15 protein-coding genes are annotated in these 12,928 nt (G+C 67.9%); 7 read left to right on the plus strand and 8 right to left on the minus strand.

What is annotated here, in order from left to right; genetic code table 11:
- Window positions 1-39: 39 nt before the first annotated feature.
- Genes AC5P8Z_RS10735 through AC5P8Z_RS10755 form a run of 5 tightly spaced genes read left to right on the plus strand, consistent with a single transcriptional unit; the run spans window position 40 to window position 5,188 of the window.
- A complete protein-coding gene (locus tag AC5P8Z_RS10735; RefSeq protein WP_495229015.1) occupies window positions 40-1,791 on the plus strand; it encodes a bifunctional alpha/beta hydrolase/class I SAM-dependent methyltransferase in 1,752 nt (583 codons plus the stop codon).
- The gene (locus AC5P8Z_RS10740) at window positions 1,791-3,119 is read left to right on the plus strand and encodes a phosphatase PAP2/dual specificity phosphatase family protein (RefSeq protein WP_495229016.1); all 1,329 of its coding nucleotides are present in this window, start codon (window positions 1,791-1,793) and stop codon (window positions 3,117-3,119) included. The genes AC5P8Z_RS10735 and AC5P8Z_RS10740 overlap by 1 nt, the downstream gene beginning before the upstream one ends.
- Window positions 3,116-3,553 carry a hypothetical protein gene (locus AC5P8Z_RS10745; RefSeq protein ID WP_286070126.1) on the plus strand — a complete coding sequence of 146 codons (438 nt, stop codon included), beginning with the start codon at window positions 3,116-3,118 and terminating at the stop codon, window positions 3,551-3,553. Before AC5P8Z_RS10740 ends, AC5P8Z_RS10745 begins: the two co-directional genes overlap by 4 nt.
- 13 nt (window positions 3,554-3,566) lie before the next feature.
- Window positions 3,567-4,196: a lysophospholipid acyltransferase family protein gene (locus tag AC5P8Z_RS10750; RefSeq protein WP_005411260.1), complete on the plus strand. Its 630-nt coding sequence runs from the start codon at window positions 3,567-3,569 to the stop codon at window positions 4,194-4,196.
- Window positions 4,193-5,188 carry a phosphatidate cytidylyltransferase gene (locus AC5P8Z_RS10755; protein WP_286070124.1) on the plus strand — a complete coding sequence of 332 codons (996 nt, stop codon included), beginning with the start codon at window positions 4,193-4,195 and terminating at the stop codon, window positions 5,186-5,188. The genes AC5P8Z_RS10750 and AC5P8Z_RS10755 overlap by 4 nt, the downstream gene beginning before the upstream one ends.
- Before the next feature lie 103 nt (window positions 5,189-5,291).
- Here the strand turns inward: AC5P8Z_RS10755 and fis are convergent, their stop codons facing one another.
- The 3 genes from fis to prmA form a co-directional block, all read right to left on the minus strand.
- Window positions 5,292-5,567 carry a DNA-binding transcriptional regulator Fis gene (fis, locus tag AC5P8Z_RS10760; RefSeq protein ID WP_005419706.1) on the minus strand — a complete coding sequence of 92 codons (276 nt, stop codon included), beginning with the start codon at window positions 5,565-5,567 and terminating at the stop codon, window positions 5,292-5,294.
- A gap of 114 nt (window positions 5,568-5,681) precedes the next feature.
- Window positions 5,682-6,446 carry a DUF3426 domain-containing protein gene (locus AC5P8Z_RS10765; protein ID WP_495229017.1) on the minus strand — a complete coding sequence of 255 codons (765 nt, stop codon included), beginning with the start codon at window positions 6,444-6,446 and terminating at the stop codon, window positions 5,682-5,684.
- Window positions 6,447-6,488: 42 nt separating this feature from the next.
- The gene (prmA, locus tag AC5P8Z_RS10770; protein ID WP_495229018.1) at window positions 6,489-7,409 is read right to left on the minus strand and encodes a 50S ribosomal protein L11 methyltransferase; all 921 of its coding nucleotides are present in this window, start codon (window positions 7,407-7,409) and stop codon (window positions 6,489-6,491) included.
- 162 nt (window positions 7,410-7,571) lie between these two features.
- Here prmA and AC5P8Z_RS10775 point away from each other — a divergent pair, with 162 nt between their 5' ends.
- Together AC5P8Z_RS10775 and AC5P8Z_RS10780 are read left to right on the plus strand one after the other, a co-directional pair.
- The gene (locus tag AC5P8Z_RS10775) at window positions 7,572-8,540 is read left to right on the plus strand and encodes a hypothetical protein (RefSeq protein ID WP_295567210.1); all 969 of its coding nucleotides are present in this window, start codon (window positions 7,572-7,574) and stop codon (window positions 8,538-8,540) included.
- Window positions 8,537-8,911 carry a hypothetical protein gene (locus AC5P8Z_RS10780; protein WP_286070118.1) on the plus strand — a complete coding sequence of 125 codons (375 nt, stop codon included), beginning with the start codon at window positions 8,537-8,539 and terminating at the stop codon, window positions 8,909-8,911. Before AC5P8Z_RS10775 ends, AC5P8Z_RS10780 begins: the two co-directional genes overlap by 4 nt.
- 127 nt (window positions 8,912-9,038) lie before the next feature.
- Here AC5P8Z_RS10780 and accC read toward each other — a convergent pair whose 3' ends face one another.
- From accC to AC5P8Z_RS10805, 5 genes are all read right to left on the minus strand, one after another.
- Window positions 9,039-10,406: an acetyl-CoA carboxylase biotin carboxylase subunit gene (gene accC, locus AC5P8Z_RS10785; RefSeq protein WP_286070117.1), complete on the minus strand. Its 1,368-nt coding sequence runs from the start codon at window positions 10,404-10,406 to the stop codon at window positions 9,039-9,041.
- A gap of 10 nt (window positions 10,407-10,416) precedes the next feature.
- Window positions 10,417-10,896: an acetyl-CoA carboxylase biotin carboxyl carrier protein gene (gene accB / locus AC5P8Z_RS10790; RefSeq protein WP_005419696.1), complete on the minus strand. Its 480-nt coding sequence runs from the start codon at window positions 10,894-10,896 to the stop codon at window positions 10,417-10,419.
- A gap of 53 nt (window positions 10,897-10,949) precedes the next feature.
- On the minus strand, window positions 10,950-11,369 hold the full coding sequence (locus AC5P8Z_RS10795; protein WP_286072065.1) for a lysozyme inhibitor LprI family protein: 420 nt from the start codon (window positions 11,367-11,369) through the stop codon (window positions 10,950-10,952).
- Between the two features lie 2 nt (window positions 11,370-11,371).
- Window positions 11,372-11,821, minus strand: a complete 450-nt coding sequence (aroQ, locus tag AC5P8Z_RS10800) for a type II 3-dehydroquinate dehydratase (RefSeq protein WP_286070116.1) — start codon at window positions 11,819-11,821, stop codon at window positions 11,372-11,374.
- 316 nt (window positions 11,822-12,137) lie between these two features.
- Window positions 12,138-12,851: a DOPA 4,5-dioxygenase family protein gene (locus AC5P8Z_RS10805; RefSeq protein ID WP_295567206.1), complete on the minus strand. Its 714-nt coding sequence runs from the start codon at window positions 12,849-12,851 to the stop codon at window positions 12,138-12,140.
- Window positions 12,852-12,928 lie beyond the last annotated feature (77 nt).

The raw sequence follows: 12,928 nt of genomic DNA on the forward strand, positions 1-12,928 counted from the left end.
ACACACCAAGACAACACGCCACATCAGTCAGGAGATTGCATGCGTCAGGCGCAGGAACGGGAATTCCACAGCTTCGACCAGGTACCGCTGTTCTACCGGTACTGGGCGGGCACCACTGCAACCCCGGCCACCAGGGCCATCGTGCTGCTGCATCGCGGCCATGAACATTCCGGCCGGGTCACCCACCTGGTCGATGAGCTGGACCTGCCCGACACCGCCTTCTTCGCCTGGGATGCGCGCGGCAATGGCCGGTCGCCGGGCGCGCGAGGCGATGCACCGGGCTTCCCGGCGCTGGTACGCGACCTGGACAGCTTCATCGCCCACATCGGCGCGGCGCATGGCATCGCGGTGGAAGATATCGTGGTGATCGCGCAGAGCGTGGGGGCGGTGGTCGCCGCGACCTGGGTGCATGACTACGCGCCGCGCCTGCGCGCGCTGGTGATGGCTTCGCCGGCGTTCAAGGTGAAGCTGTACGTACCGTTCGCGCGGCCGGGCCTGGCATTGATGCAGAAGCTGCGCGGCAACTTCTTCGTCAACAGTTACGTCAAGCCGCAGTGGCTGACCCACGATCCGGCGCGGGTGGAAAGCTACCGCACCGATCCGCTGATCACCCGGCCGATCTCGGTGCGCGTGTTGCTGGGCCTGTACGAAGCGGCAGATCGCATTGTCGCCGATGCGCAGGCGATCAGCGTGCCGGTGCAGCTGCTGGTGTCCGGTTCGGATTTCGTGGTGCACCGTGGCCCGCAGGATCGCTTCTACGAACGCCTGTCGAGTCCGATCAAGGAGCGCGTGCACCTGCCGGGCTTCTTCCACGACACGCTGGGTGAGCGCGACCGCGCACCGGCACTGGCGCGTATCCGCAGCTTCATCCAGGCGCGCTTCGCCGAACCGCTGCACGAGCTGTCGCGTCGTGACGCACATCGGCATGGGCCGACCTTCGAGGAATCGGAGATCCTGGCCTGGCCACCGGAGCGCAACAGCCTCGCCGACCTGCGCTGGCGCGTGGTGCGCGGCGGCCTGCGCGTCGGCGGCACGTTGTCCGAAGGCATCGCACTGGGCCTGCAGACCGGTTTCGATTCGGGCAGCACGCTGGACTACATCTACCGTGACGAAGCACGCGGCAAGGGCCCGCTGGGCCGCATGGTCGACCGCAACTATCTCGATGCGATCGGCTGGCGTGGCATCCGCATCCGTGGCCAGCACCTGCAGGAACTGCTGCGCGATGCCGCCCAGCGCCTGCGCGGGCAGGGCACGCCGGTGCGCGTGCTGGACGTGGCGGCCGGCCATGGCCGCTATGTGCTGGAAGCGCTGGGCCAGGGCCAACAGCGCGCCGACCGCATCGTGCTGCGTGATTTCAGCGATCTGAACGTGACCCAGGGCCAGGGCTTGATCGAGCGCCTCGGTGCGGCCGACATCGCACGCTTCGAGCAGGGCGATGCGTTCGATCCGGCGCAACTGGCGGCGGTGGACCCGGCGCCGACGCTGGCGGTGGTATCGGGCCTGTACGAACTGTTCCCCGACAACGATGCCGTGCTGCGCTCGCTGAAGGGTATTGCCGCAACGGTGCCGGTGGGCGGCTACCTGGCCTACACCGGCCAGCCCTGGCACCCCCAGCTGGAATTCATCGCGCGCGCGCTGACCAGCCACCGCGGCGGCGCCGCGTGGGTGATGCGCCGCCGTACCCAGCAGGAGATGGATGAGCTGGTGCGCCTGGCTGGGTTCGAGAAGGTGGCGCAGCGTATCGATGACTTCGGCATCTTCACCGTGTCGCTGGCGCGCCGGACCGCGTGATGGCGACGCTCGCCGCCACCCCGCTGGCCGCGGAAGGGCGCCCCTGGCGGCGCGCCCTGCTGTGGCTGGCCCTGCTGGGCCCCTTCTTCTTCGCCAGCTATGGCTTTGCCAACTGGATGGCCGGTCGCCATGCCGAACTGCCGGTGATGGCGTTCGCCTGGGAGACCCGCATTCCGTTCGTGCCGTGGACGATCGTGCCCTACTGGTCGATCGACCTGTTCTACGCGGTCTCCTTCTTCCTGTGCAGGCAACGGTTGGAGCTGGACCGGCATGCGCTGCGGCTGTTCAGTGCACAGCTGATCGCCGTGAGCTGCTTCCTGCTGTGGCCGCTGCGCTTCAGCTTCGAGCGGCCGGAGATCGGCGGCGTGTTCGGTTGGCTGTTCGATGTGCTGCTGGGCTTCGACAAGCCGTTCAACCAGGCGCCATCGCTGCACATCGTGCTGCTGATCGTGCTGTGGGTGAAGTTCGCGCAGTACCTGCACGGCGTGTGGCGTTGGGTGCTGCATGTGTGGGCACTGCTGATCGGTGTCTCGGTGCTGACCACGTTCCAGCATCATTTCATCGATATCCCGACCGGGCTGCTGGCCGGGTGGCTGTGCGTGTGGCTGTGGCCGGAGCAGGGCACGCCACCGTTGCGGGCCTGGCGCACCGTGCGTGATGCCAAACGGTGGCGATTGGCAGCGCTGTACCTGCTGGGGGCCGCCGTATTGCTGGTGCCGGTGGTGCTTCTGCGTGGCGCGGCGTTGTGGCTGCTTTGGCCGGTGGTGTCGCTGCTGCTGGTGGCGCTTGCCTATGCCGGGCTGGGTACGGCGGTGTTCCAGAAGCGCGCCGATGGTCGCTTGACGATGGCGGCACGCTGGCTGCTGGCTCCATATCTGGCGGCAGCGTGGATCAACTCACGGCTATGGACCCGGCGCGCGGCGCAGCCGGTGCCGGTGCTGGATGGCGTGTGGCTGGGCCGGATTCCCTGCACGGCGTTGCCGACACCTTTGGGGGGCGTGGTCGATGCCTGCGCCGAGCTGTCCTGCTGCGCGCCGGGTGCGGCTTACGCCGGTGTGCCGATGCTGGACCTGGTGGTGCCGGAACCGGAGCAGCTGCGCGAGGCAGCCGAGGCCATCGCGCGCCTGCGGGCGCAGGGGCCGTTGCTGGTGTGCTGTGCATTGGGCTATTCGCGCAGTTCGGCCAGCGTGGCGACCTGGTTGCTGCGCAGCGGTCGTGCGGCGGATGCCGATGCGGCGGTGGCGATCGTGCGTGCCGCGCGTCCGGGCATCGTGCTGGGCAAGGCACACCTGCGCGCGATCACCGTTGCCGCCGGAGACCCTGCATGAGCACGACGCCTGACATTGCGACCATGCAGCTGCTGTTGCGGCAGGGGCGTTGGCCGGCAGGCCTGTCGCTGGGGCTGCTGCTGGTGGCATTGCTGCTGCTCGGCACCGAGCCGGGCCTGGCGATGATCGCTGCAGGGTTGCTGCTGGCCAGCATGTTTGCGGGGGTGGCACAGACGTACCACGCGTGGCGGGTGGCGCTGGACGCCAGCCTGCTGCAGCTGCTGCGCGATGAGGGCCTGGACGGCGATGCCGCCGCGCGCCGCACCGATCAGCTGCTGCGGGACAGCGGCCTGCGCCGCGCGTCGCCCGATGCGCCCCTGCGCGGCTGGGACGCGCGCTGGGCCGGCATGCGCCGCCTGCTGCTGCGCCAGTACCTGCTGACCGCGGTGCAGTTCGCGCTGCTGGTGCTGGCCGTGTTGTGGCCGCAGACGTGAACGGGAGGGACACATGTTCGCCGAACTGATTGCCCGCGCCTGCAGTGGCGCGATCCATGTGGTGACCGGCGCGCGTGCGCTGTGGATCGGTTGCGCGCCGTCCAGCGAGCGTCGCGTGTACTACGGCAACCACGCCAGCCATGGTGACTTCGTGCTGATCTGGTCGTCGATGCCGCCTGCGTTGCGGCGCCAGGTGCGCCCGGTTGCTGCTGCCGAGTACTGGCAGCGCGATGGCCTGCGTCGCTACCTGATCGATGCGGTGTTCAACGGCGTGCTGGTCGAGCGCGAGGCCGGGCATCGCCAGCAGGATCCGCTGCAGGCCCTGCGTGATGCCGTGGACGAGGACTGCTCGTTGATCCTGTTCCCGGAAGGCACGCGCAACGTGGGCGATGAGCCGTTGCTGCCGTTCAAGAGCGGCATCTACCACCTGGCCCGGCAACGCCCGGAGCTGGAATTCGTTCCGGTGTGGATCGACAACCTGAAGCGGGTGATGCCCAAGGGCCGCTTCCTGCCGCTGCCCTTGTTGTGCACGGCTACCTTCGGCACGCCGCTGCGGTTGCAGGCCGACGAGGACAAGGCTGCATTCCTGGCCCGCAGCCGCCAGGCGCTGCTGGACCTGGCGCCGAACGGAGGGCGCGCATGAGTTTTCTGATCGATGTGTCCGGCGACCTGGCAGCGCAGAGCGTGGGCCAGCAGACCGGGCTGCTGTTCGCCGGTGTCGGTGCGGTGCTGGTACTGGCCACGCTGGTGGCTGAAACGTTGCGCTGGCGCCAGCGCGGCCAGCCCAGCCCGGTGATCGCCAACCTGGTATCGCGCATCCGCGCGTGGTGGGTGATGGCGATCGTGGTCGGGCTCGCGCTGTTCTTCGGCCGTACCGGGGTCATCGTGCTGTTCGCGATCATCTCGCTGTTCGCGCTGCGCGAGTTCATCACCCTGGCGCCGACGCGCTCGGGTGATTACTACGCACTGCTGGCGGCGTTCTACATTGTGCTGCCGTGGCAGTACTACCTGGTGTGGATCGACTGGTACGGCATGTACACGCTGCTGATTCCGGTCTATGCGTTCCTGTTCCTGCCGATCCTGTCGACCATCGGTGGCGATACCACGCACTACCTGGAGCGCACGGCGAAGGTGCAGTGGGGGCTGATGATCTGCGTGTTCTGCATCTCGCACGTGCCGCTGCTGCTGAACCTGCACGTGCCCGGCCATGATCCGTCGCGCAACGTGCTGCTGTTCGCCTTCCTGGTGATCGTGGTGCAGTCCTCGGACGTGCTGCAGTACATCTGGGGCAAGCTGCTGGGCAGGCGTCTGATCGCACCGAAGCTGTCGCCGTCGAAGACGGTGGAGGGCTTCGTCGGCGGCGTGCTGAGTGCCAGCGCGCTGGGCGCAGCGCTGTGGTGGATCACCCCGTTCACGCCGCTGCAGGCGTTCGGCCTGTCGCTGCTGATCAACCTGATGGGGTTCTGGGGTGGCCTGGTGATGTCGGCGATCAAGCGTGACCGTGGCATCAAGGATTGGGGCCACATGATCGAGGGCCATGGCGGCATGCTCGACCGGCTGGATTCGGTGTGCTTCGCCGCGCCGGTGTTCTTCCACGTGGTGCGGTATTACTGGAAGGCGGGCGGTGTGGGGTGATCACCGCCGGGGGCGGATCCCTTCGCACAGCGAAGGGCTCTGACCCTGATTGCCATCGTTCATGCGGTTGCCGGCCAGCGGCCGGCACTACCCACACGCGCGTTTACGCGCTGATGCCGTATTCCTTCAGCTTCTTGCGCAGGGTGGCACGGTGGATGCCCAGCATCGCTGCGGCACGGCTCTGGTTGCCTTCGCAGTGGTTGAGCACTTCCACGAACAGCGGAATCTCCATCTCGCGCAGCACGATCTCGTAGACATCGTCCGCGTCGCAGCCATCGAGGTCACGCAGGTAGCGGCGCACGGACTGGGCGACATGTTCACGCAGCGGTGGCCGGGGAGCGCCACGACTGTTGTCAGGACGAGAAAGGACAGCGTTCAAGGGGGTTCCCGATTCGGTTGGCCCGTGCGCGCGGAGCGCGCGGCCGGACGAGGTGGTGGCGGCCAGTCTAGCGCGAGCGTGCCCGGCCTGCCACGGCCGGTCGCCTTTCCACGGTCAGAGGAAGTCGAAGGTGAATGCGACGGTGGATGCGGCGGGTTCCTGCACGCGGAAGGCGACGCGTGCGCTCTGGCCCGGGTCCAGCAGGCCCGCACCGGGGTTCTCGCCCAGATACTGTGCGGGGGTGAACACGCCGCTGCCGATCACCCGGCCATCGGCATCGGACAGCGACAGGCGGAGGTTCGGCCAGGCTTGTGCCCAGCGTGCATCGTTGCGGATGCTGGCCTCCACCTGCAGCACACCGGCCTGCCCGGGCAACGGTCGGATTTCGCGGCTGGTCATGGTGAAGGCGGTGGGTTCATGCCAGGCCGGCAGGCTGCAGCGCAGGACGCCACAGAGCGTGCCCAGCCATGCACGGTTGCCGGCGTCTGCGGCGAGCCGCGCTCTATCAGCAAGCACGCTCTGCAGCACCAGCAGCAGCGCCAGCCCCGCGACCAGCAGCCAGTGCCAGCGGGGTGCAGGCAGCGTGCGGGCACGCGCGCTGCCGAGGAAGCTGGGAGCATCACTGGCGGCCGCTGCTGCCTGCACCGCGAGCGGCGCCGGCTCGATAGGCGCGGCGTCGTCAACGATGACAGCGTCATCGTCCTGTCGCGTCTCCGGCGTCCGCGGCAGGTCGATGGGCTCGACCGGCATCCGCTGCACAGGCGTTGTGTGCCCGGCGTCATCCTGCGTGCGCGCATCGGTCGCAGGCACGGGCTGATCTTCCGGCGCGGTGCGCAGGAAAGTCGCCAGGGGGCGTCGCGGTGGGTTCGGCTCGGACATGCTCAGGGTGCGGGCTCGGATCCAGCGGTCATTCAACCACGATCAGGCGCGGCGCACGCCGGTGATGCGCATCCAGTCGCCATCCTGGGTGGCCTGCAGGTCATTGAACCATGCGGCATAGCGCTGCAGCAGCTCACCTTCCTGGCCGTGCAGGATGCCGGACAGGGCAATGCGGCCACCGGCGGCCACGCGCGCGGCCAGCAGCTCGGCCAACGCGTCCAGGGCCGAGGCAAGAATGTTGGCGACCACGATCGGGTAGGTGGCGACCGGCTCGTCCTGCGGCAGGTAGACGTGCATGCGCGCCTGCTCGCCGTTGCGCTCGGCATTGTCGGCGGTGGCGACCAGCGCCTGCGGATCGTTGTCCACGCCGATGGCTTCGGCGGCGCCCAGCTTCAACGCGGCAAGTGCGAGGATGCCGGAGCCGCAGCCGAAATCGAGGACACGCTGGCCCTGCAGCAGGCCATCCACGGCCAGCTGGTCCAGCCAGCGCAGGCACAACGCGGTGGTGGGGTGGGTGCCCGAGCCGAACGCCAGGCCCGGGTCCAGGCGCACCACGGCGGCGTCGGCGGCCTGCGCGGCCTCCGGCAGTTCATGGTTCCACGGCACGATCCAGGTGCGGCTGCCGAAATCCATCGGCTGGAACTGGTCCAGCCAGGCGCGTTCCCAGTCTTCGTCCTCGACCGCACGGAAGCTGCCGCTGCTCCAGTCCAGCTCCGGATCGAAGGATTCCAGGGCGGCCAACAGCAGCAGCGCATTGCTGTCGGCCGGGAACAGCGCGCTCAGCACCAGGGTGTCCCACAGCGGGGTCTCGCCCACGCCCGGCTCGAGGATGGCCTGTTCGTTGCTGGTATCGGCCTCGGCATCAAGCAGCGTGACGGCCAGTGCGCCGACGTCCTCCAGCGCATTCTCGTAGCGGGGCTGGGTGGCTTCGGTGCAACGCAGGGTCAGTTCCAGGAACGGCATGGCGGTGGGGGCAATCGCGGGAAAGGGGCCATGCTAGACCATCGGAGCGTCTCCGTATTGCTTGAGATGCGGAGCCGAGATGAACGGAGCCGGTTCAGACAGCCCTGTCGGGCCTTGCTAAACTTGCTGCTTTACTGTGCGCCGCAAGAGCTCACTGCCGCGATGGCCTTCGCTCCTACCCTGAAAACCTGGTTGCTCGTGCTGCCGGCAGTGGCCGTGCTGGGCGTGGCCGGGTATCGGGCCAGCGGCCACGTGGGATCGGCACCGGTGACCGCCGGCGAGCCGCCGACGGCGCAGGTTGCGGCGGCGGACGATGCCGCGCCCCTGCCGGTCGTGCCGGAAGCGCTGGCGCGGCGCCTGGCGGCGTTCGAGCGTGGCAATGCGCTGCCTTCGGGCCTGCCATTGGACCTGCGCGCGGACATCGAAGATGCCACCGATCTGTATGCCTACGCCCAGCGCCTGCGCGTGCAGGCCGACGACGGCAACCACGAAGCCCGCTGGATGCTCAGCCGGGTCTATGACTACTGCGCGCAGTACGCGATCGATCCGGGCGGCTATCGGTTGGACAACAACGTGCTGGCCGGCCTGGGCCTGACCGCCGCGCCGGCCATGGTGCAGGCCCGCGAGCGCGTGGCACAGCGCTGCGGCGGCTTCGTACCCGGTGACAAGCTGGGGTCCGCGCTGGTGCTGGCCGAGCGTCGCAAGGCGGCCGCACAGGGCAACCTGGCTGCGGAAGCATCGCTGTTCGCCGAGGGCGAACCGCTGCATGACAGCCCCGAGTACCGCCGGGACCTGGTCGAGCGGGTGCGCACATCGCGCGATCCGGAGGCCTTCATGGCGATCGCGCCGGGCATGGGCGCGCGTGCGGCGGGGGACAGGGCGCTCGATGGCCTGGTGGCGGGCGAACAGCTCAGTGAACTGGCATGGCGGCTTGCCGCCTGTGAACTCGGTCTACCGTGTGGTGCCGACAGTGTGCTGGTCAACAGTTTTTGTGCGAACGGAGGGATCTGTTCGCAGGATGAGACACAGGATTTCCGGGATTTCGTGTATGACGCTGCGCTGTCGCGGCAAGGTGCGGGGAAAATGAAGCAGTGGATCAAGCGATTGGTTGGAAAGAGGGACGGGCAATGAATTACCGTCGATTCCTGCATGGGGCCAAGTTCTGGTTCTGGGTGGCGCTGTTCGTGGCCTATTCGGCCGGCGCGGTCGGCCTGCTGATGATCGATACCTACGAGGATCGCTACCGGCACCTGTCGAAGGTGGAACTGACCACGGTGAAGGCGCAGGAAGATGTGCGCCGCGTGGGTGCCAGCCAGGTCGCAGCGGTCTACCGCGCGCAGAGTGGCATGCCGTTCGCTTCGCTGCCGGCCGGCAGTACCTTCCAGGTGGTGTGGCCGGATGGTTCCACCGAAACCATGGTGATCGTCGACCCGACCTCGCCCAATGGTGTCCGCCCGCTGGCGAATTCGCAGATCCCGGCGCAGGCGGCCAGCAAGCGCTGAACCTGCATCTGTAGCGCCGAGCCATGCTCGGCTGCTTTTCCAGCAGGCCGGGCGTGCGCTCGGCTCTACAGCAACAAAAAAGGGCGGGGAGATCCCCGCCCTTTCCATGTCCAGCATCTGCTGCCGATCAGGTCAGTGCGATCGGCTTGTTCTTGCGCTCGGCAAGACGCTTTTCCAGGTAATGGATGTTCTGGCCACCGGCCTGGAAGCCCTTGTCGCGCATGATCCGCTGCTGCAGCGCGATGTTGGTCTTGATGCCGTCCACCACCATCTCGCTCAGCGCCACCCGCATGCGGGCGATGGCGGTTTCGCGGTCCGGGCCGTGCACGATCAGCTTGCCGATCATCGAGTCGTAGTTCGACGGCACGCGGTAGCCACTGTAGATGTGGGTATCCACGCGCACGCCAGGGCCACCCGGCGGATGGAAGCCGGTGATGGTACCCGGGCTCGGCACGAAGGTTTCAGCGTCTTCGGCGTTGATGCGGCACTCGATGGCGTGGCCGGTCAGCACCACGTCGCTCTGCTTGATCGACAGCTTCTGGCCGGCGGCGATCTTCAGCTGCTCGGCCACCAGGTCGATGCCGGTGACCATCTCGGTGACAGGATGCTCCACCTGGATGCGGGTGTTCATTTCGATGAAGTAGAAGCGGCCGTCTTCGTACAGGAACTCGAAGGTGCCGGCGCCGCGGTAGCCGATGCGCACGCAGGCTTCGGTGCACACCTTGCCGATCTGCTCGCGCTGTTCGGCGCTGATGCCCGGTGCCGGGGCTTCTTCCACCACCTTCTGGTGGCGGCGCTGCATCGAGCAGTCGCGTTCACCCAGGTGGATGGCATTGCCCTGGCCGTCGGCCAGCACCTGGATCTCCACGTGGCGCGGGTTCTCCAGGAACTTCTCCATGTAGACCTCGCCATTGCCGAACGCGGCCTTGGCTTCGCTCTTGGTGGTTTCGATCGAGGTCTTCAGCGAGGCTTCGGCGTGCACCACGCGCATGCCGCGGCCACCGCCGCCACCGGCCGCCTTGATGATGACCGGGTAGCCGATCTCACGGGCGATCTTGGTGTTGGCCACGATGTCGTCGCCCAGCGGGCCGCCCGAGCCGGGCACGCACGGCACGCCGGCGGCCTTCATCGCGCGGATGGCTTCGACCTTGTCACCCATCATGCGGATGGTGTCGGCCTTGGGGCCGATGAAGATGAAGCCGGACTCTTCCACGCGTTCGGCGAAGTCGGCGTTCTCCGACAGGAAGCCGTAACCCGGATGGATCGCCTGCGCGTCGGTGACTTCAGCGGCGGCGATCAGCGCCGGGATGTTGAGGTAGCTCTGCGGCGACGGCGCCGGGCCGATGCAGACCGACTCGTCGGCCATGGCCACGTGCTTGAGGTTGCGGTCGACCGTGGAATGCACGGCCACCGTGCGGATGCCGAGGGTGTGGCACGCGCGCAGGATGCGCAGCGCGATTTCCCCTCGGTTGGCGATGACGACTTTGTCGAGCATGGCGTGCCCCTCAGCCGATCACGAACAGCGGCTGGTCGAATTCCACCGGCTGGCCGTTCTCGCCGAGGATGGCGACGATGGTGCCGGACGTGTCGGCTTCGATCGGGTTGAACATCTTCATCGCTTCGATGATGGCCAGGGTCTCGCCTTCCTTGACCTGCTGGCCCACGGTGACGAAGGCCGGCTTGTCCGGAGCGGACGAGGCGTAGAAGGTGCCGACCATCGGCGAGCGCAGCACGTGGCCTTCCGGCAGCGCCGGGCCCGGCTTGGCGCTGCCGCCGGTGGACGCTTCGGTCGGCGACTGCATCGGCATCGCCTGCGGTGCCGGGGCGGCCGGGGCGGCGTACACCGGGGCGGCGACCGGCGCGGCATAGCCAGCGACCGGGGCGCGCGACAGGCGCACCGACTCTTCGCCTTCCTTGATTTCGATTTCAGCCAGGTTCGACTCTTCCAGCAGGTCGATCAGCTTCTTGATTTTGCGGAGATCCATGGTGGCCTCTTTGCTCTTGATGTCAGTGTGGTGGGAAGCGCAGCGCGCTCGGGTCAAAGCAGTTCGTAGAACTCGCGCAGCTGCCGTGTGCGGTCGCGCGCGAGTGTGGTCAGGCAGCGCATCTGTGCGCCGTTGCGCGCCGTGCCATCGGAACTGAGGGCATAGACGGCGTTGCAGTCGTGGTCGCGCAGCTGCACCCAGGCGCGCTGCGCCAGCACCAGCTGCTGCTCGGCATCGCCGCAGTAGCTGCAGCTGCCGCCTTTGGCCGGCGAGCGCAGTTGCTTGCGCGCCAGGGCGTATACGGTATTGAGTTCGGCGTCAGCGGCCGCGGCCACGTCAGAGGCGCACAGGTCGCTCTCCATCGTGGTGGCAGGGTGCGCACAGTCGATGCCTTCGTCCTTGCGGTCGAAGGCCGCGGCGGCACCGCACAGGCCAGCCCACAGCAGGATGCTGGCAAGCACGTGCGGCAGCATCTTCACGCGGCGGCCGCCTGTACGCGCAGCAGAGCCGCATCCATCGCATAGCGGTAGCTGTCGGCACCGAAGCCGCAGACCACGCCCACCGCCTTGTCACTGAAGTAGCTGTGCTGGCGGAACGGTTCGCGGGTGTGCGGGTTGGACAGGTGGATCTCGATGAACGGCAGCGCCACCGCCGCCAGCGCGTCGCGCAGGGCAACCGAGGTGTGGGTGAAGGCGGCGGGGTTGATCAGGATGAACGCGGTTCCGTCGTTGCGTGCCGCCTGCACGCGATCCACCAGTACATGTTCAGCGTTGGACTGCAGGCTCTCCACGGTGTGGCCGGCGGCGGCGGCCTGCGCGGTCAGCGCCTGGTCGATGTCGGCCAGCATGGTGTGGCCGTAGACCTCCGGCTCGCGGGTGCCGAGCAGGTTGAGGTTGGGGCCGTGCAGGACCAGCAGCTTCGCCATGGGATCCGGAAGACGGGAAAGGGCGGCAGTCTGGCGGAACCGGCGGATGCTGTCCAGTTCGGCGAAGTTTGCTGCGTTTCAATCGATTGTTTGAAATCTGTCGAAGCGCTTGCGGCCCTATGCGGAGCGGCGGATCAAGGCGCGCTGAACGGCGTGCGGGCAGGGGATGCGTGCACGTAGGCCGACGATGGCGCCAAGCGCCTTGTCGGGGGACCCGCGCCATGTGCGGGTGAAGGGCCACCGATCGGTAGATCCACGCCACTCGTGGATGAAGGAAGTTCGGTGCGCAGCAAGCTACGCACCCTCGGACGGCGGGTCAGGTCTCCAGCGGCACCGTTGGCACCACGTTCGGGAACACTTCTTCCAATGCCTCGCGCTCGCCCGGCTTCGGCATCGGCCAGTTGTAGGCGTTTACCGGCTGCGCGCGGTTCACCCACAGCGCGTAGTACAGATGGTCGGCGCGGCCATCGCCGGTGTTGGGATGGATCAGGATGGTCAGCCCCAGGCTGTTGAGCTGCAGCCACGGCACCAGCACCGGCAGCAGATCGTTGTTGAAGCCGAAGTAGAACGACGGCGTGACATGCGGGCCGCGCGGCTCCAGGTTCCAGTTGCCCAGCTCCACCGGGAAGCGCTCGGCGGCCCAGCGCCGCAGCAGGGCCGCCTTCTCGAAGTTGTCCTCGTCGAAGTAGATGTGGGCGTGATAGCTCTTGATGTCGGTATAGGCGCGCGGCCTGGCCGGCAGCGTGGCCTCGCCGGGGCGCACGCTGGCCGGCCGCGGGGTGGGTTCGCTGGCCGTGGCCTCGCCCCAGGGGCTGCGACCCGTCGGCGCCGGCGGCACGATGGCTCGGAAGCCGGGACGTCCAGGCTCGGTGGTGTTCGCCGCGGCGTGCGGCGATGCCGTGGTCGTCGACGCACTGGCCAGGCCTCCGGCGGCCAGCCCGGCCGAGGCGATCAGGCGTCGCCGTGCCGGCGAAAGCAGGTCGGCCCAGTGGGCGTCATCATCGGCAGGAAGGTGTGGATCGGTGGGCATGCGGGGCTCCGTGGCAGGGTGTGGCAAGGGCAGACAGGCACGCTCGGGCAGTGCTGCCGGTGGCGTCCAATAAGCAG

The sequence above is a fragment of the Stenotrophomonas sp. YJH_SMC_17 genome (assembly GCF_059371655.1).

Bases quoted from the DNA above. Each gene is read 5' to 3' on its own strand.
- accC (WP_286070117.1), bottom strand. From the start codon at position 10,406: ATGCTCGACAAAGTCGTCATCGCCAACCGAGGGGAAATCGCGCTGCGC.
- AC5P8Z_RS10740 (WP_495229016.1), top strand. From the start codon at position 1,791: ATGGCGACGCTCGCCGCCACCCCGCTGGCCGCGGAAGGGCGCCCCTGG.
- AC5P8Z_RS10755 (WP_286070124.1), top strand. From the start codon at position 4,193: ATGAGTTTTCTGATCGATGTGTCCGGCGACCTGGCAGCGCAGAGCGTG.
- AC5P8Z_RS10780 (WP_286070118.1), top strand. From the start codon at position 8,537: ATGAATTACCGTCGATTCCTGCATGGGGCCAAGTTCTGGTTCTGGGTG.
- aroQ (WP_286070116.1), bottom strand. From the start codon at position 11,821: ATGGCGAAGCTGCTGGTCCTGCACGGCCCCAACCTCAACCTGCTCGGC.
- AC5P8Z_RS10745 (WP_286070126.1), top strand. From the start codon at position 3,116: ATGAGCACGACGCCTGACATTGCGACCATGCAGCTGCTGTTGCGGCAG.
- AC5P8Z_RS10735 (WP_495229015.1), top strand. From the start codon at position 40: ATGCGTCAGGCGCAGGAACGGGAATTCCACAGCTTCGACCAGGTACCG.
- prmA (WP_495229018.1), bottom strand. From the start codon at position 7,409: ATGCCGTTCCTGGAACTGACCCTGCGTTGCACCGAAGCCACCCAGCCC.
- AC5P8Z_RS10795 (WP_286072065.1), bottom strand. From the start codon at position 11,369: ATGCTGCCGCACGTGCTTGCCAGCATCCTGCTGTGGGCTGGCCTGTGC.
- accB (WP_005419696.1), bottom strand. From the start codon at position 10,896: ATGGATCTCCGCAAAATCAAGAAGCTGATCGACCTGCTGGAAGAGTCG.
- AC5P8Z_RS10805 (WP_295567206.1), bottom strand. From the start codon at position 12,851: ATGCCCACCGATCCACACCTTCCTGCCGATGATGACGCCCACTGGGCC.
- AC5P8Z_RS10750 (WP_005411260.1), top strand. From the start codon at position 3,567: ATGTTCGCCGAACTGATTGCCCGCGCCTGCAGTGGCGCGATCCATGTG.
- AC5P8Z_RS10765 (WP_495229017.1), bottom strand. From the start codon at position 6,446: ATGTCCGAGCCGAACCCACCGCGACGCCCCCTGGCGACTTTCCTGCGC.
- AC5P8Z_RS10775 (WP_295567210.1), top strand. From the start codon at position 7,572: ATGGCCTTCGCTCCTACCCTGAAAACCTGGTTGCTCGTGCTGCCGGCA.